The organism is Streptomyces sp. NPDC048636 (assembly GCF_040650655.1).
Lineage (GTDB): Bacteria > Actinomycetota > Actinomycetes > Streptomycetales > Streptomycetaceae > Streptomyces.
This window is the reverse complement of the sequence record NZ_JBEZHR010000003.1, coordinates 510,118-526,870: the sequence shown is the minus strand read 5'-3', so window position 1 is coordinate 526,870 and position 16,753 is coordinate 510,118. Positions and strand designations below refer to the sequence as shown.

The following is a 16,753-nucleotide window of genomic DNA, read 5'->3' as shown; positions in this document are numbered from 1 at the left end:
GCCGGGGGCACGCGGATTTACGTGATCCGGATAGGCTGGCGGGATGACGCGAGAGCAGCCAACGGACGTGACCCCCACTTCCGGCGCACTGGCCGCGGACTCCCGCGAGCGTGCCGTACGGGCCTTGTTGCGCTATCCGCCGTTGCGACGGCTGTGGAGTGCCCAACTCGTCGGCGGGGCCGGGGACGCGCTCGCCGTGCTGGTGCTCGTCCTGCTGTCGTTGCAGGCGTCCGTCGCGGCGGGCTCCTTCGGCGGCGGCTACCGCGGTGCGGCCCTCGCCGTCGCCGCGGTCCTGGGCGTCCGGCTGCTGGCGACCGTGCTCTTCGGCGCGGTCCTGCTCGGCCCGGTCTCCGCACTGCTCGCCCCCTCCGGCCCGCTGGACCGCCGCTGGACCATGATCGGCGCGGATGGGGTGCGGCTGGTCCTGCTGCTCATCGCCCCGCTGTGGATCGAGTGGAGGCCGGACGACGCCGTCGCCTGGCTGCTCGTCACCGCCTTTGTCGTCGGGGTCGCCGAGCGCTTCTGGACCGTCGCCAAGGACGACGCGGCCCCCGCGCTGCTCCCGGCGCCGCCCGCCGAGGGCGCCGCCGTGCGGCCACTGCCCGACCACCTCGACGCGCTGCGCAGGCTCTCGCTGCGCACCAGCTTCCTGACGCTGCCGCTCGCCGCCGCCGGACTGCTCGTCGTCACGCTCTTCGGACGGCTGCTGGGCACGGGCATGGAGTGGTTCCACGACCACCAGGCCGCGCTGGGCTCGTATGTCGGCGCCGGACTCTTCGCCGCGTCCATCTCGATCCTCTACTTCGTCGAACTGCCCGCCGCGCAGACGCCCCGCACCCGCTCGCCCCTCGAGGGGCTGCGTCGGCCGCGCGCCGCGTCCGGCACCGGCGCCGACAAGGGGCGCACCGGCGCCGTGCCGCTGCTGGTGCTGTCCTGCGCCGCGGTGGCGGCCGCGATCGCGGCGGCCGTCGGCGTCGCCGCGCTCCAGGCGGTCGACCTCGGTGGCGGCCCGGTCGGCTTCTCCCTGCTCGTGCTGGCCCTCAGCGGCGGTCCCGCGCTCGGCGTCCGCTGGGCGCCGCTCGTCCTGCCGGGGCTCTCCCGGCGCCGGCTGCTCGCGCTGTCGATCGCGCTGACCGGGCTGGCGCTGCTCGCCGCGGGTCTGGTGCACGACGCCACCACGGTCCTGATGATCACCCTGATCGCCGGGCTGTCGGCCGGAGTCGCCGCCCACACCGGCCACGCCCTCCTGGACCAGGAGTCCGAGGAGTCCCGCCGCCACCGGATGACGGAGCATCTGCACGCGGTCGTCCGTGTCTTCGTCGGCCTCGGCGCGGTCATCGCCCCGCTGCTCGCCGCCGTCATCGGACCGCACCGGCTCGGCGACGGCGAGTGGGTCTTCGCCCATGGCGGCGCGGCCTTCACCCTGATGCTCGTCGGGGCGCTGCTGCTGCCCGTCGCGGCACTCGTCCTCGGCCGTACCGACGACCGGCAGGGCGTGCCGCTGCGGCGCGATCTGCGGGAGGCGCTGCGCGGCGGGGGCGCGGACGAGGCCCCGGCCGCCACCGGCTTCTTCATCGCCGTCGAGGGCGGTGACGGAGCCGGTAAGTCCACACAGGTGGAGGCGGTGGCCGAATGGGTCAGGGCCAAGGGCCACGAGGTGGTCGTCACCCGCGAGCCGGGCGCGACCGCCATCGGCAAGCGACTGCGCTCGATCCTGCTCGACGTCTCGTCCGCCGGGATCTCGCACCGCGCGGAGGCGCTGCTGTACGCGGCGGACCGCGCCGAGCACGTCGACTCCGTGGTCCGTCCGGCCCTGGAGCGCGGCGCGGTCGTCATCTCCGACCGCTATATCGACTCGTCCGTCGCCTACCAGGGCGCGGGCCGCGATCTCTCCGCGACCGAGATCGCCCGGATCTCCCGCTGGGCGACCGACGGTCTGGTGCCGCATCTGACGGTGCTGCTGGACGTCTCCCCGGAGGCCGCGCGCGAGCGTTTCACCGAGGCCCCGGACCGGCTGGAGTCCGAGCCCGCCGAGTTCCACCAGCGCGTACGGTCCGGCTTCCTGGCCCTCGCGGCCGCCGACCCGGCCCGCTACCTCGTCGTGGACGCCGGGCAGCTGCCCGAGGCGGTCACCTCCGCGGTGCGCCACCGGCTGGACCAGATGCTGCCGCTGTCCGAGGCGGAGGTGAAGGCCCAGGAGGAGGCCCGTAAGGCCGCCGAGGAGGAGGCCCGCCGCAAGGCCGAGGAAGAGGCCGCCCGTAAGGCGGAGGAGGAGCGGCTGGAGCGCGAGCGCCAGGAGGCGCTGGCCAAGGCCCGGGCCGAAGAGGAGGAGCGCAAGCGCCGCGAGCTGGAGGAGGCGCGGCAGCGCGAGGCCGAACGGCAGGCGGAGGCCGCCCGTAAGCGCGCCGAGGACGCACGCCGACGGGCCGAGGAGGACCGCAGGCGGATCGAGGCCGAGGACCGCGCCCGCGCCGCCGAGGAGGAGCGCCGCCGCGTCCAGGCCGAGGCGGACGCCCAGCAGCGCGCCGAGGCGGAGGCCCGCCGCCGCGAGGAGCAGCGCAAGGCGGAAGAGGCGCTGCTGCGGGCGGAGCGGGCCCGGATGGCGGCGGACGCCCCGGGCGCCGGGAGCCCCGCCGCGGACGACGCGCCGACGGTGGAGACCGAGGCTCCGGCCGGTCCCGGCCATCCGGCGCCGCAGCCGCCCGCGGCACCGCCGGTACCGCCCGCGCCCCCGGCCCGTCCGGGACGCGACGATTCCGATGACGCGTCAGGTGGCTCCGGTGCCGCGGCCTGGCCGGACTCCACGGAGACCGTCCGGACACCGCGTGTCGACCCGTGGAACGCGGCCACCGGCCACGATGCCCCGGGCCGGGACGCGGACGAGACGGCCGTACTGCCCCCGGTCCGCCCCCAGCAGGGCCCGGACGCCGACGAGACGACCGTCCTCCCGAAGGCGTCGGGCGAGCGGGAGCCGTCGGGCGCGGCCGACGAGACGGCCGTGCTGCCGTCCGTCGGGGACGAGCGGTCCGCCGACCCCGCGGACCGGGTTCCGCCGTGGATGTTCCGCTCCGAGGAGGAACAGGGCCACGGAAACGAGCGCACCCGCGAGATGCCCCAGTACGGCCATGGGCACGGCGAGAGCCACGCCCAGGGGCAGCGGCAGGCCCGGCCCGAGGACCAGGGCGACGCGTCGGCGTCGCGGCGTAAGCGCCGTCGCCCGGAGTGGGCGGAGGAGACCCCGCTGGACGACCTGCCGACCCTGGCCGACGAACTGCTCGGGCCGCATGACGACGAGGACGGCGGCCGGCGCCGCTGAGGCGGACGGCCCGCTGACGGCGGCGGACCGGACGGCCCGCTGACGGCGGCGGACCGGACGGCCCGTTGACTGCGGCGGACCGGGCCACCTGTCGTCCGGTCGCGACGGTGTACCGCGGGGCCGTACGGCGACGCCGTATCCGGTCCGGCCGTGGATCCGCCCATGGGCCCGGCCGTGGGCCCGGGTGTCCGAGGGGTGGCCCACAATGGGATGCCGGAAGCACAAGGGGCGGAGGCAGCCATGGCGGTGTGGGACGAACTGGTCGGGCAGGACCGGGTAGCGGCCCAGCTCACGGCTGCCGCGCGGGACGCGGACGCCCTGGTCACCGGGGGAGCGGGGGCCGGCGCCCCGGCCGCCGGGCCGGGCACGGGCACGGCGTCGAAGATGACCCACGCCTGGCTGTTCACCGGTCCGCCCGGCTCGGGCCGGGCCACCGCCGCGCGCGCCTTCGCCGCCGCGCTCCAGTGCGTCAGCCCGGACCGGGCGCTGGGTGCCGCCCCGGGCTGCGGGTTCTGCGACGGCTGCCACACCGCCCTGGTCGGCACCCATGCCGATGTGGAGGTGGTGCGCACGGATCAGCTCACCATCGGCGTCAAGGAGACCCGCGAGCTGGTCCGGCGGGCCCAGCTGTCGCCCGCGGGCGGCCGGTGGCAGGTGATCGTCCTGGAGGACGCCGACCGGCTCACCGAGGGCGCGGGCAACGTCCTGCTCAAGGCCGTCGAGGAGCCCGCGCCGCGCACCGTATGGCTGCTGTGCACGCCCTCGTTGGAGGACGTGCTGCCCACCATCCGCTCCCGCTGCCGTCTGCTGACGCTCCGCACGCCTCCGGTGGACGCCGTGGCGGACCTCCTCGTCCGCCGGGACGGTATCGACCCCGAGCGCGCCGCCTCCGCCGCCCGTGCCACCCAGGGCCATATCGACCGCGCCCGCCGTCTGGCCACCGACGAGCGGTCCCGTGCCCGCCGCGCCGCGGTCCTGAAGCTGCCGTTGCGCGTGGACGACGTGGGCGGCTGTCTGAAGGCGGCGCAGGAGCTGATCGACGCGGCTGCCGAGGACGCCAAGCAGGTCGCCGAGGAGGTCGACGCCAAGGAGACCGAGGAACTGCGCGCCGCCCTGGGCGCCGCCGCCGGTACGGGCGGACGGCTGCCGCGCGGCACCGCCGGAGCCATGAAGGACCTCCAGGACCGCCAGAAGCGCCGGGCCACCCGCACCCAGCGCGACACCCTCGACCAGGCGCTGACCGATCTCACCGGCTTCTACCGGGATGTGCTGGCGCTCCAGCTGGGCTCCCAGGTCGCCCTGGCCAACACCGACGTACGGGACGCCCTGGAGCGGGTGGCGTCGGGGTCGAAACCGGAGCGGACGCTGCGCCGTATCGAGGCGGTCTCGGCGTGCCGTGAGGCGCTGGACCGCAATGTGGCGCCGCTGCTCGCGGTCGAGGCGATGGCCATGGCGCTGCGCGCGGGCTGAGCCGCGTCCGGACGCGCGCGGACTCACTCGTGTGTCACTCGTACGGGTTCGGCGGCATACGCATGGAGCGTAGTCGAATGGATACGCTCCGTTAGGGGTTCGGGTCCGGCCGTCGTACGACCCCGCGCCGTGTACCTTGCGTCGCGTCGGCCGCCAGTGATCCCCGCGTCCGCGCCCGCGAACCGAGGGATCAGTCCATGGAGATCAGCCGCCGCACGCTCCGCATGTTCGGCACCGCGTTCGCGGCCGCCGCCCTGCTGTTCTCCGGCTGCTCCTCCGGTCCGTCGACGAGCGCCGCCGCGCTGCCCACGCCCAGCGTCCCGGCGGCCCTCAAGCCGTACTACGAACAGAGCCTGCACTGGCGCACATGCGGTGGCGCGGGCTTCGAATGCGCCACCCTCAGAGCCCCGCTCGACTACGCCCGGCCCGGCCAGGGCCGCGATCTGAAACTCGCGGTCTCCCGCAAGAAGGCCACCGGCTCCGCGAAGCGGCTGGGCTCGCTGCTGGTCAACCCGGGCGGACCCGGCGGCTCCGCCATCGGCTACCTCCAGAGCTATGCCGCGGTCGGCTATCCGTCGCGGGTGCGCGCCCGGTACGACATGGTGGCCATGGACCCGCGCGGTGTCGCCGGCAGCGAGCCCGTCCGCTGTCTGAGCGACAAGCAGATGGACCGCTACACCCAGACCGACCAGACGCCCGACGTCTCTGCCGAGCAGCACCGGTTGGTGGCCGCCTACAAGAAGTTCGCCCGCGGCTGCGCCGACCGCTCCGGCAAGGTCCTCGCCCACCTCTCCACCGTCGAGGCGGCCCGCGACATGGACGTGCTGCGCGCCGCGCTCGGTGACGACCGGCTCACCTACGTCGGCGCCTCCTACGGCACCTTCCTCGGCGCCACCTACGCCGATCTCTACCCCTCCCGCGTCGGCCGCCTCGTCCTCGACGGCGCCCTCGACCCGGCGCTCAACTCCCGGCGGATGAACCTGGACCAGACCGCCGGTTTCGAGACCGCCTTCACCGCCTTCGCCAAGGACTGCGTCCGCCGCGCCACATGCCCCCTCGGCACCCGCTCGGTCACGGACGCCCGCGACCGCCTCGGTGCATTCTTCACCCGCCTGGACTCCCATCCGGTGTCCACCGGCGGATCCCGCCGCCTGGGCGAGTCCCTGGCCACCACCGGCGTGATGGCCGCCATGTACGACGAGAGCGCATGGCCCCAACTGCGCACCGCACTCCACGCGGCCATCCGCGGCGAGGGCGGCGGTCTGCTGAACCTCGCCGACCTCTACTACGAGCGTGACACCGACGGCTCGTACGCCAACCTCATGTACGCCAACCCCGCCGTCAACTGCCTCGATCTCCCCGCCGCCTTCCGCACCCCGGCCGAGGTCGAGAAGTCCCTCCCGGCGTTCAAGAAGGCCTCCCCCGTCTTCGGCGAGGCCCTCGCCTGGTCCGCCCTGAACTGCGCCTACTGGCCCGTCCCCGCCACCGGCCACCCCCGCACCCTCACCGCCAAGGGCGCGGCCCCCATCGTGGTCGTCGGCACCACCCGCGACCCGGCCACTCCCTACCGCTGGGCCCGCGCCCTCGCCCGCCAGCTCTCCTCCGCCACCCTCCTCACCTACGAGGGCGACGGCCACACCGCCTACGGCCGCGGCAGCCGCTGCATCGACGCCGCGATCAACACCTACCTCGTCTCCGGTCGCCCTCCCGCCCCCCAGAAGCGCTGCCGCTGACCAGCCCAAACGCCCCCTGCCCGACCCCCGCCCGGCCCCGTACGGAGCACCCCCCGAAACTGTGTAGACTTGGCGGCGCTGCTGATGCCAATCTGTCACCGCAGCATGCCGCCTTAGCTCAGTCGGCCAGAGCGACGCACTCGTAATGCGTAGGTCAAGGGTTCGATTCCCTTAGGCGGCTCCACTGGAACCCCAGCCCGGACACTGTCCGAGCTGGGGTTTCTGGCGTCCGGGAGTGCGCCGACGGCGTCGCCGGTGCTGCGATGGATTCCGTTGGTGTCAGGCGCCTTTCAGGTGGCGCATGAGGCGTTCGAAGTCCTGCCAGCCCGCGAGATCGCCCGGGTCGCCCGGGAGGGGGTAGTAGAGGGCGGGGCGGGTTGCGGGGCCGAGGGGGAGTGGGGGGTTGGGGAGAGGGGTGCGGCGGGCTCGGTCGCCGGGGAGCTCGCGGACCTCCTCCGCGCCGAGGACGAAGGCCAGCGGGACGCCGGGGCCCTCGAAGCGGGGCGGGACCATCAGGTCGCGGCGGGCCTTGCGGAGCTGGAGGAGCATGGACTGGAGGTGGTGGCGGGTGGCCAGGATCTCCGCGGTCCGGGGGAGGGCGTCCAGCGGGGGTTCCTCGTCGGGGCCGTAACCGAAGGCCAGGGTGACGTCCTCCTCGACGCCCGCCGTCGTACGGCTGACGCGGACCGTGGCCAGGGCGGGGCGGTCGGGTGTGCCGACCACGACGAGCCAGGTGGGTTCGGGCGACCGCTCGTGGGCGAGGTCCGTCAACTGGCGCAGTGACCATGGCAGATTGGCCGGTTCCGCGGTGCCCCAGCCGGCCGGGGGTTCGCCGGTCAGTTCGCGCCAGACCGTCTCCAGGGCGCCGCCGAGGACCAGGCGGTCGTCGGCGGGATGGACGGTGCGGAAGGTGACGGCCAGTTGGCGTTCACCGGTGTCTTCGAAGGCCCGGTAGGCCGCGGCCACCGGGGTGCGTGGATCGTCGGGGGTGGCGTCGGCGGACTCGACGGGCGCGAACAGACCGTTCTGCCAGCGCAGTACGGCACCGGAGAGGCCGTCGTAGTAGCCCTCCTCCGCGTCGCGGACGACCCAGCGCGAGGGCCAGCCGCCGAGGCTGTTGCGGACGGCGGGGGAGAGGCGGGCGTCGGCGGAGGTGACGATCTGGAGGCCGAGTTCGGCGTGGGCGGTGGCGCGGAGCGCGTCCGAGAGCCAGGCCGTCATGGCGACCACCGGGCGGTCCTGGATGACGACCGCGACCTTGTCGGTCAGCACATCGACGGCAGGCTGCGCGGCCGCGGGCGTGGGTGCCATACGCACCCCGTCGGACGCCACGACGGACAGCGAACGCGCGGCCTCCGGCGGTCCACGCGGCCAGGACGGCGAGCCCGCCGGAGGCGAGCAGCAGCGCCGTGGCGAGCCCCCGGTTGCCTCGGCCGACCGTGGCGGCGGCGGCACCGGCCGCGGCGAGGACGAGCGCGACGACGGCGAGGGCGCCCGCGAGTGTGCCGAGCGCGTCGGACGCGACCTCGCGGCGGGCGAGCAGTCCGGTGAGCACCGCGAAAACCACGGTCGCCACGCCCGCGCCGATCCGGCGGGCGGCCGGGCGCCAGCGCCACGTCTGGAGATCGAGGTCGTCCGCGACCAGATCGGTGACGTCGTGCACCACGGGCGCGGGCGGCGCCGCATGCGCCCGTACGAGCCGCAGTACGGCTCCGTCCGCGATCCCGGCCGAGGAGAGCGTGGCGTCATGCGGCAGCGCGGAACCATCGGCCGTGATCAACTGCCGTGACATCGGCCGCGACGCCGCCCGGTCGTCCAGCAACTGGAGGATGTCCGGCAGCAGCTGCCCGATCGGAGCGTCGGAGGGCAGGACGATATCGGCCCGGCGGCGCTCGCCGATCAGCGTCACCCGGCTGAGCTGGGCCCGGGAAGTCGATGCTGTGTTCACCACTGACGGGAACCTATCGTCGCGACGTCGAGGGCATGGGACCGGGTCGGCATCATCATGAACTCTTGTCGGTCTTCTCGGACTTATCGGGATTCTCGGATTTCTCCGTTTTGGGTGCCTGTGGCGGCTGCTGGTACTGCTGTTCCTGGCGCTGCCGTTTCTCCTGCTCGTCCTTCTGCTTCTGGAGGGTGTGCTGGAGGAACGACCATCCGACACACCCCGCGCACAGGACGGCGGCGATGGCGATTCCGGCGAACAGCTTGCCGATCCGCTCATCCGCCGTACGCCGCGCCCGCTGAGCCCCGAACAGCAGCGCGTCCCGCATTCTGCGGCGGCGTACCGCCACGGACTCGAGGAGCTGGCTGTCGTAATCCCGTGTCACTGGTCTCGGACTCCCCCTCACTACCCTCTGTGCAACGTAAGGCATCGTGTGTGGGCCGTACAGACCGGGTCGGAGCCGTGGCCGACCTCACCGACATCGCCGGGCTGCCGCCGGCGCGTTGTCTTCGTCGGACGGCGGCCTAGTCTGTCCGGAAGAGCCGGATGGGTCGGATGGGTCGGATGGGTCGGATGGGAGGGGGTGACCGGACCGTGCCGGAGTGCACAGTGCGATTCCGCCTGCTCGGACCAGTGGAACTGGCCGTGCACGGGCGGCCCGTCGGGCTGACCGGGAAGCAACGCACGCTGCTGGCGCTCTTGCTGGTCCAGGCCAATCGGCCGGTGTCGGTGGAGCGGCTCAAGGACGGGATCTGGGGCGAGGAGCCGCCCGCCTCGGCGGCGGCGCGGGTGCGGGCGCTGGTGGCGGAGTTGCGACGGGCGTGCGGGCTGACCGGGTCGGAGGTCGTGGTCACGCGGAACCCCGGGTACCTGGTGCGGGTCGAGCCGGGGGCGCTGGACACCCAGGAGTTCGGGGAGCTGGTTGACCGGGCGAAGCGGGCGGCCGAACGGGGTGACTTCCAGGACGCGGTCGCCTCGTACCGGGACGGGCTCGCGCTGTGGCGGGGTGGTCCGCTCGCCGATGTCCAGGGCGGGGCCCTGGTGTCCGCGGAGGCCCGCCGTCTGGGCGAGCAGCGGCTGGACGCGCTCGAGGGACAGGCCGAGGCGAAGCTGGCGCTGGGGTGGTACCGCGAGGTCATCGCCGATCTGAACGTGTTGATCGCGGAGGATCCGCAGCGGGAGCACCCCCGGGCCCAGTTGATGCGGGCCCTGCACCACAGCGGCCGTCAGGGCGAGGCGCTGGAGGTGTACCGGAACTTCCGCGGCCGGCTGATCACCGAGCTCGGGGTCGAACCCGGTGAGCCGCTGCGGGAGCTGCACCAGCGGGTCCTCCGGGGTGAGGTGGCCGCGGAAGCGGTGCCGGTGCCGGTGCCGCGGATGGCCGAGCGGGCGGTCCGGGACGTCACATCCGAGGCACCTCCGGCGGCCGTTCCGCTTCCGGTGCCGCGGCAGCTCCCGCCCAGCACCGGGCGGTTCGTCGGCCGGGCGCGCGAACTGGACGCGCTGGACCGGCTGAGCGCGGAACCCAGCCGGGTGGTGCTGGTCGTCGGTGCGGCCGGTACGGGGAAGTCGTCGCTGGCCGTGCACTGGGCACGGCGGGCGTCCGACCGGTTCCCCGGCGGTCAGCTCTATCTGGACCTGCGGGGGTTCAACACGAGCGAGCCGATGTCGCCCGGTGAGGCGCTGCCGCTGCTGCTGGGTGCGCTGGGGCGGCCGCCCGAGCACATTCCGCACCAGCTGGACGCACAGATCCAGCTCTACCGTTCGCTACTGGCGGGCCGCCGGGTCCTGGTGGTGCTCGACGACGTGGCCTGCCCGGACCAGGTGCGGTCGCTGCTGCCGGGCGACGAGGGCTGTCTGGTGGTGATGACCAGCCGGGACCGGCTTCCGGGGCTGGTGGCGGTGAACGGGGCGAGCCGGCTCTCGCTCGATGCGCTGGGGAACCAGGAGGCCCTGGAGCTGGTCGCCCTGCGGATGGGCGAGGAGCGGCTGCGGGCCGAGCCCGAGGCCGCGGCGGAGCTGGTGGAGCAGTGCGGGCGGCTGCCGCTCGCCCTCACGGTGGCCGGGGCACAACTCGCCGACCAGCCGCATCACACCGTGGGAGACTACGTCAGGGAGTTGACCGAGTGGGGGCGGCTGGACCAGCTGTACATCGCCGGGGACGCGCACGCGGCGGTCCGGGCCGCGTTCGCGCTCTCGTACCGGGCGCTGGGCCCGGCCGGGCGGCGGATGTTCCGGCTGCTGGGGCTGGCACCCAGCGGTGGGCTCACCACGTCGGCCGCCGCGACGCTGGCGGACGTCCCGCGCCGGGAGGCCCGGGATCTGCTGGCCGCCATCGCCCAGGTCCACCTCGTCTTCGAGACCGCTGCCCACCGGTTCGTCTGCCATGACCTGCTGAAGGAGTTCGCGGCCGAGCGGTCGGCGGAGGAGGACGGCGCGGAGGACCGCCTGGCGGCCGTACTGAGGTTGTTCGAGTACTACCTGCGCTCGGTGGGGAACGCGGCCCGGGCCAATGGGCTCCATGAGCTGTCCCTGCCGTACGAGCCTGTGGCGACGGGCGTGGTCCCGGAGAGCTTCGACAGTCCGTCGGCGGCCCTGACCTGGGTGGACACGGCGTGGGACGAGGTCACGGCCGCCATCACCCACGCGGCGGAGAGCGGCCCGCCGTGCATGGCGTGGCTGCTGATGGACGCCCTGACGGATCTGCTGCACCACGGCAGACCGCTCGCCGAGTGGGTGCGCCTGGCCGAACTGGCCCTCGGCGCGGCCCGTGCCCAGGGCAGCGAGCTGGGCCAGGCCGCCATGGAGCTGTCGCTGGGACACGCCCGCTGGCGGATGGGCCGGCTGGAGGCCGCCAAGTCCCATTACGAAGCGGCCGGGGCCCTGGCCCGGTCGACCGGCTGGGGGACCGGAGAGGCGCACGCGCTGCGCGGCGCGGGCGTGGCGCTCAAGCAGCTCGGCGAGCCCGGTACGGCGCTGCCCCGGCACCGCGCGTCGGTCGCGATCGACCGGGAGCGCGGTGACCGGCGCGGGGAGTCGGTGGGTCTGGTCAACGAGGCGTCCGCGCTGCTGGCGCTGGGCGAGCTGGACGCGGCCGAGGAGTGCCTGACCCTCGCCCTGCCGCTGACCGCGGCCACCGGAAACGTCAACCTCGAGGCGATGGCGCTGGTGAGCCTGGGCTGTGTCCAGCTGAAGCGGGCCCGGTTCGGCACCGCGGCGGCCCTGCTGGAGCGGGCCCAGATCGGCGCGATGAAGGGCGGTTTCCGCTGTGCGGAAGCGATGGCCCATGAGACGCTCGGCCGTCTGCACAGCGACCGGGGCCGCTACGAGGACGCGATCGCCGCGCATATCGAGGCGCTGTTGATGACCCGGGCGGCCGAGAACACCAACGGCCAGGTCGACGCCCTGTCGGGGCTCGCGTTCGCCGAGGCGTGTCTGGGCCAAACGGAGGAGGCCGTCCGGCATGCGGAGCTGGCGCTGTACCTCGTCGGCCGGACCGGTCACCGCACCGGGCTGATGGATGTCCACATCGCGGCGGCCGAGGCGCACCGTCGTGCGGAGCGGCTGGAGTCGGCCGCGCACCACGCCCGGACGGCGGTCGGCCTGGGGGACGAGGGGCACCGGGTGTCGCTCGGTCAGGCCCATGTGGTCCTGGCGCGGGTCCTCCACGGTCTCGGTGACGGGGAGGGAGCGATGGCCGGGGCCCGGCGGGCGCTGCGGCTGTCGGAGGTGAGCGGCCAGCGGCTGGTCCGGGCCCGTGCGCTGCACATCCTCGGGGACGCGTACGACCGCTCCGGAGAGGCCGGGGCCGCCGACGCGGCGTGGCGGTCCGCGCGGGAGCAGTTCGAGGCCATCGGTCTGCCGTGTCCGGACGGCGCCGCGGCGGTGGAGAACGGTGTTCCGCGCTGACGCCCCGTCAGCAGTGCCGACAGTCGGGCCTGCCGGGTCGGGCCTGACGGTCGAGCCCGCTCGAAGCCGTCCGAAAGCCGGATATATCCGCCCATTTCGGCAAGGCGGGGCACTGACCGCGCCCCGCGCCAGAGGGGTTGATCCGGCCCCCGGGATCCCGGCCGTGGGCGAGTCGCCGAGATTTTTAGGCATGAACGTGTAGAGGGTGGGTACACGCGTTTCCAATCAGCCTATGCATGCAGCCGATACAGGGAGTGCGACGTGAACGGCACGGCACCCGTGGTCTCGTCAGATGTGACGGCAGCCGAAGCTGAGCAGGACAGCGGAGTTGAGCTCGCTGGCCTTCCCTCGGTGACGGATCCGTCGAAGGTCGCGCCGAAGGACGCCAGGGCGCTGACGAAAACTTTCCTGGACCGGCTGACGCAGCTCGAGGAGGGGACGCACGAATACCAATATGTGCGGAACACCCTGATTGAGCTGAATCTGTCACTGGTCCGGTATGCCGCCCGGCGGTTCCGCAACCGCTCGGTGGAGATGGAGGACGTCGTCCAGGTCGGCACGATCGGCCTGATCAAGGCGATCGACCGGTTCGACCTGACGCGTGAGGTGGAGTTCACCACCTTCGCGGTCCCCTACATCGTGGGGGAGATCAAGCGGTTCTTCCGGGACACCAGCTGGGCGGTGCATGTGCCCCGCCGGCTCCAGGAGCTGCGGATCGACCTGGCCAAGGCGAACGAGGAGCTCTTCCAGCGGCTGGACCGGTCCCCGACCACCAGCGAGCTGGCCGAGCACCTGAGCCTCAGCGAGGAGGAGGTCCTCGACGGACTGGTGGCCAGCAACGGCTATCTGACCACCTCGCTGGACGCCCCGGCCGACCATGAGAACGGCACCACCCGGGTGACCACCTTCGCGGACCGGATCGGTGAACTCGATCCCGCCATGGAGGTCGTGGAGAACCTCCATGCCCTGAAGCCGCTGGTGGAGCAGCTCGGGGAGCGGGACCGGCGGATCCTCCAGATGCGGTTCGGGGAGGAGATGACGCAGTCGGAGATCGGCGCCGAGCTGGGTGTCTCCCAGATGCATGTGTCACGACTGCTGACGAAGTCGCTGACCCGCCTGCGCCGGGGGATGCTCGCCGAATAGCCACCGAGCGGCTGCCGAGCGCGGCAGCACCAGAGCCACTGTCGGTTATGTGGTGGGAATGTCGTGGGGCCCGGCCGGAATCTCCGGCCGGGCCCCACGGCGTACCTGCCGTACCTCCTGTGGGTGGATGGCGTGGCGGTGTGCGGAAAGGCGAGGCAGCCTTGAAGCACAGAGGTCAGAGGGTGATGAGTGATGATCCAGCCAGCCGATATCCGTGAGTGGCGCGACCGCGCCGTCGTCGACGAGCAGGGCCGGAAGATCGGTTCGCTCGAGGCGATCTACGTGGCCACGACCAACGACGAACCGTCCATGGCCACCGTCCGCACCGGTATGCCCACCCGTCACCGGCTGGTGTTCGTCCCCGTCGACGACGCGATCGTCGGTCCGGGGTACGTCAAGGTCTCGTACGACCGGTCGCTGGTGAGGAAGGCCCCGTCGATCGGGACGGATGACATCCTGCCCGCGGAGCAGGAGGGGACGATCTTCCAGTACTACGGCAAGCCCTACCAGGCCGCCGCCGGTGAACGGCGGCTCGCCCGCCGCTGACCCGGCTGAATCGAGGAGACGTCGCGCCGTGGCTCTGTTCCTGTTCCTCGTGATCGTGGCCATCGCGCTCGGGATCATCGGCACGACGGTGCAGGGGCTGGGCTATCTGCTGGTCATCGGCGTGCTGCTGTTCGTGGCGGACGTCGTCTTCTCGGCGCTGAGGTGGTCGCGCCGGACCCGCAGGCGCCGACTGCGATGACGGCGGGGGAGGGTGGCGCGGCGGCCGTCCCCTACGGCTGCCACGCCCATCCCTATCCACCGGGCACCCTGCGCCCCTCCGGCGATCCGGCGGTGGCCGACCGCCGGGTGCTCGACCACTACCTGCGGTGGAAGGCGTGCTTCGTCCGGCGCGGGATCGGCGGCGAGGAGGGGCGGTACGCGGTGTACACCCCCGACGCCGCCCATCCGTACGTCGCCGAGGCGCAGGGCTACGGCCTGGTCATCACCGCGCTGATGGCGGGCGCCGACCCCGAGGCCAGGACCGTGTTCGACGGCATCCTCCGCCATGTGCGCGCCCATCCGTCCGTCAACGACCCGGAGCTGCACGCCGCCCAGCAGGACGGCGAAGGACGGGACGTCGGCGGCACGGACTCCGCGACCGACGGCGACCTCGACATCGCCTACGGGTTACTGCTCGCCGGACGCCAGTGGGGCGGCGACTACACCGGCCTCGCGCTGCGGCGCGTCCACGCCGTGAAGGAGAGCGAGGTGCACCCGGCCACGCGGCTGATGAAGCTGGGTGACTGGTCCTCGGGCGACTGGGACGGTGTCTCCCGGACGTCCGACGTGATGCCCGGCCACCTCAGGGCGTTCCGGGCGGCCACCGGTGATCCGTTCTGGGACGAGGCGCTGGACGCACAGCTCACACTGATCGGCGCGCTCCAGCGGTACCACGCCCCGGATACCGGACTGCTCCCCGACTTCGTCGTCGACACCCTCACCGGCCGCCCCCGCCCCGCGCCGTCCCAGGTCCTGGAGGGCCCGCACGACGGCGACTACCACTGGAACGCCTGCCGCGACCCCTGGCGCCTCGGCGCCGACGCGGCGCTCGGCGGCGATCCCCGGTCGGGGGAGGCGGCGCGCCGGATCAGCCGGTGGGCGCGGACGGCGACCGGCGGCGATCCGGACCGGATCGGCTGCGGCTACCACCTGGACGGCACACGCTACGGGGAGGGCTTCTCGCCCGCCTTCGCCGCGCCTCTCGCGGTCGCGGCGCTGACCGACGAGGGCGCGCAGGGGTGGCTGGACGCGCTGTGGGACCGGCTGTGCGCGGCCCCACCGGACCCGGCCCGCGCCTACGCCGCCGGGGTGCAGCTCCAGTCGATGCTGGTGATCAGCCAGAACGCGTGGGAGCCGTAGCGGTCCGGATCCTGCCGTTCGGCGCGCGGGGTGGAATTCTGGTTCGCGTCCGGCGGGTTTCCTCGCTGTGAGGCGAAGGCGACGAAGGGTCCGATCCGCGAGCGTCGGTACGGGGTGCCGATGCGGTACGGCGGGCGGGCAGCGCGAGATCAGGCGGGCGCTGGTGCGGCGCCGTCAGCCGCTGGACCCCGCCGCGCTCTCCCGGCTCCGCCGCTTCGGCGAGGCGCTGCTGCGCGGCGACCAGCCGTCGTGACGGCGTTCCGGGCAGGCCGGGGCGGGCGCCGCCGGTCAGGGGCCGTGGGGGGTGGATCGGGGGGTCACCGACTGGCAGAGCTCTTCCAGCGCGGTCTTCGCCGGGCCGTCGGGGAGTGGGGACAGGGCCGCGTGGGCCGCGGCTGCCTGGCGGGTGGCCTCGCGGCGGGTCTCGGCCAGTACCGGGTGGGACCGTAGCCGGGCCAGCGCCGCCGCGTTCCGGTCGCGTTCGGCGGGACCGGCCGTGAGCAGCGCGTACAGCTCCTGGTCCGCGTCGGCCGCGCCCTGTGAGCCGCCCCGTGAGCGCAGCAGCAGAAGCGGCATTGTGGGGCGGTGCCCCGGGACCAGGGCCTCCGCCTCGGCGGACAGCCGGCGGGCGACGCCGAGCCGTTCGCCGCAGGGGGCGAGGGCGTCGGCGACCGCCGGATCGGCACCGGCGGTGATCGCGCCGAGCCGTCCGGAGACGGCGGTGAGCGCACCGCACCGGGCGGTCAGCACCTCCAGGTGATGGGCGACCGGATCGTGGCCTTCCGGCGGTCCGGTGGTCTCCAGGATCTGCCCCGTGACCAGCTGTTTGAACGCCTCGGCCTGGAGCCGTACGGCCTGTGGACCCAGTCCCGCCAGCAGGTGGGAGGCCCGGGCGAAGAGGACGTCGCCGGTGAGGACGGCCACCGTGTTGTCCCAGTGGGCGTCCGTGGCGGGGTGCACGGTGCCGCCGGGTCCCCGGCGGCGTACGCCCGCCTCGTCCCGCACCTCGTCGTGGTAGTGGGTCGCCCGGTGGGTCAGTTCGACGACGACGGCCGCGGGCACCACCCCTGGCGCGTCCGGATCGCCGAACCGCGCGGCCAGCAGCACCAGGTGCGGCCGGAACCGCGGTGCGCGTGAGCGCAGCAGCCGCCGCGCGGGTGAGCGCAGCAGCCGCCGCGCGGCCTCGGTGATGAACGGTACGTCGCTCCGGGTGGCCCTCAACAGGCCCTCCTCGACCGCCGCGTGCCCGGCGCCGAGCCCGGCGTCCGGCGTGCGGTCCCGCACGGTCTGCTGCATGGACAGAAATGTCTCATATGCCGTCAGAAACGCGGG

Annotated in this window: 10 protein-coding genes, 1 tRNA gene and 2 pseudogenes; 9 read left to right on the top strand and 4 right to left on the bottom strand. The window is 73.7% G+C overall.

Annotated features, from left to right (window positions below; genetic code table 11):
- Nucleotides 1–43 precede the first annotated feature (43 nt).
- The 4 genes from tmk to AB0C66_RS12765 all read left to right on the top strand — a co-directional run bounded on the left by tmk (nt 44) and on the right by AB0C66_RS12765 (nt 6,703).
- Nucleotides 44–3,316: a dTMP kinase gene (tmk, locus tag AB0C66_RS12780; protein ID WP_362436436.1), complete on the top strand. Its 3,273-nt coding sequence runs from the start codon at nt 44–46 to the stop codon at nt 3,314–3,316.
- 240 nt (nt 3,317–3,556) lie between these two features.
- The gene (locus AB0C66_RS12775; protein WP_362436434.1) at nt 3,557–4,786 is read left to right on the top strand and encodes a DNA polymerase III subunit delta'; all 1,230 of its coding nucleotides are present in this window, start codon (nt 3,557–3,559) and stop codon (nt 4,784–4,786) included.
- Between the two features lie 197 nt (nt 4,787–4,983).
- A complete protein-coding gene (locus AB0C66_RS12770; protein WP_362436432.1) occupies nt 4,984–6,519 on the top strand; it encodes an alpha/beta hydrolase in 1,536 nt (511 codons plus the stop codon).
- 107 nt (nt 6,520–6,626) lie between these two features.
- Nucleotides 6,627–6,703, top strand: a tRNA-Thr gene (locus tag AB0C66_RS12765).
- Between the two features lie 95 nt (nt 6,704–6,798).
- On the opposite strand, the pseudogene AB0C66_RS12760 reads toward AB0C66_RS12765, so the two are convergent.
- The 3 genes and pseudogenes from AB0C66_RS12760 to AB0C66_RS12750 all read right to left on the bottom strand — a co-directional run.
- A pseudogene (locus tag AB0C66_RS12760) lies at nt 6,799–7,881 on the bottom strand (DUF6177 family protein); the annotation flags it as partial.
- Nucleotides 7,877–8,470: pseudogene (locus tag AB0C66_RS12755) on the bottom strand (EsaB/YukD family protein); the annotation flags it as partial. The pseudogenes AB0C66_RS12755 and AB0C66_RS12760, both read right to left, overlap by 5 nt.
- A gap of 52 nt (nt 8,471–8,522) precedes the next feature.
- Nucleotides 8,523–8,849: a hypothetical protein gene (locus AB0C66_RS12750; protein WP_362436430.1), complete on the bottom strand. Its 327-nt coding sequence runs from the start codon at nt 8,847–8,849 to the stop codon at nt 8,523–8,525.
- 224 nt (nt 8,850–9,073) lie between these two features.
- Here AB0C66_RS12750 and AB0C66_RS12745 point away from each other — a divergent pair, with 224 nt between their 5' ends.
- The 5 genes from AB0C66_RS12745 to AB0C66_RS12725 all read left to right on the top strand — a co-directional run bounded on the left by AB0C66_RS12745 (nt 9,074) and on the right by AB0C66_RS12725 (nt 15,421).
- Nucleotides 9,074–12,373, top strand: a complete 3,300-nt coding sequence (locus AB0C66_RS12745; protein ID WP_362436428.1) for a BTAD domain-containing putative transcriptional regulator — start codon at nt 9,074–9,076, stop codon at nt 12,371–12,373.
- A gap of 351 nt (nt 12,374–12,724) precedes the next feature.
- Entirely contained in the window at nt 12,725–13,516 is a 792-nt protein-coding gene (locus AB0C66_RS12740) for an RNA polymerase sigma factor SigF (protein WP_362436680.1), read from the top strand.
- A gap of 192 nt (nt 13,517–13,708) precedes the next feature.
- Nucleotides 13,709–14,062 (top strand): PRC-barrel domain-containing protein, encoded by a 354-nt coding sequence (locus tag AB0C66_RS12735; RefSeq protein ID WP_362436426.1) that lies wholly within the window; start codon nt 13,709–13,711, stop codon nt 14,060–14,062.
- Between the two features lie 28 nt (nt 14,063–14,090).
- Nucleotides 14,091–14,261, top strand: coding sequence for a hypothetical protein (locus AB0C66_RS12730; RefSeq protein WP_362436425.1), 171 nt, complete (start codon nt 14,091–14,093; stop codon nt 14,259–14,261).
- Nucleotides 14,258–15,421 carry a glycosyl hydrolase family 8 gene (locus AB0C66_RS12725; RefSeq protein WP_362436424.1) on the top strand — a complete coding sequence of 388 codons (1,164 nt, stop codon included), beginning with the start codon at nt 14,258–14,260 and terminating at the stop codon, nt 15,419–15,421. Before AB0C66_RS12730 ends, AB0C66_RS12725 begins: the two co-directional genes overlap by 4 nt.
- Nucleotides 15,422–15,709: 288 nt before the next feature.
- Here AB0C66_RS12725 and AB0C66_RS12720 read toward each other — a convergent pair whose 3' ends face one another.
- Nucleotides 15,710–16,717 (bottom strand): polyprenyl synthetase family protein, encoded by a 1,008-nt coding sequence (locus AB0C66_RS12720; protein ID WP_362436422.1) that lies wholly within the window; start codon nt 16,715–16,717, stop codon nt 15,710–15,712.
- Between the last annotated feature and the right edge of the window lie 36 nt (nt 16,718–16,753).

Bases quoted from the DNA above. Each gene is read 5' to 3' on its own strand.
- tmk (WP_362436436.1), top strand. From the start codon at position 44: ATGACGCGAGAGCAGCCAACGGACGTGACCCCCACTTCCGGCGCACTG.
- AB0C66_RS12775 (WP_362436434.1), top strand. From the start codon at position 3,557: ATGGCGGTGTGGGACGAACTGGTCGGGCAGGACCGGGTAGCGGCCCAG.
- AB0C66_RS12770 (WP_362436432.1), top strand. From the start codon at position 4,984: ATGGAGATCAGCCGCCGCACGCTCCGCATGTTCGGCACCGCGTTCGCG.
- AB0C66_RS12735 (WP_362436426.1), top strand. From the start codon at position 13,709: ATGATCCAGCCAGCCGATATCCGTGAGTGGCGCGACCGCGCCGTCGTC.
- AB0C66_RS12725 (WP_362436424.1), top strand. From the start codon at position 14,258: ATGACGGCGGGGGAGGGTGGCGCGGCGGCCGTCCCCTACGGCTGCCAC.
- AB0C66_RS12720 (WP_362436422.1), bottom strand. From the start codon at position 16,717: ATGCAGCAGACCGTGCGGGACCGCACGCCGGACGCCGGGCTCGGCGCC.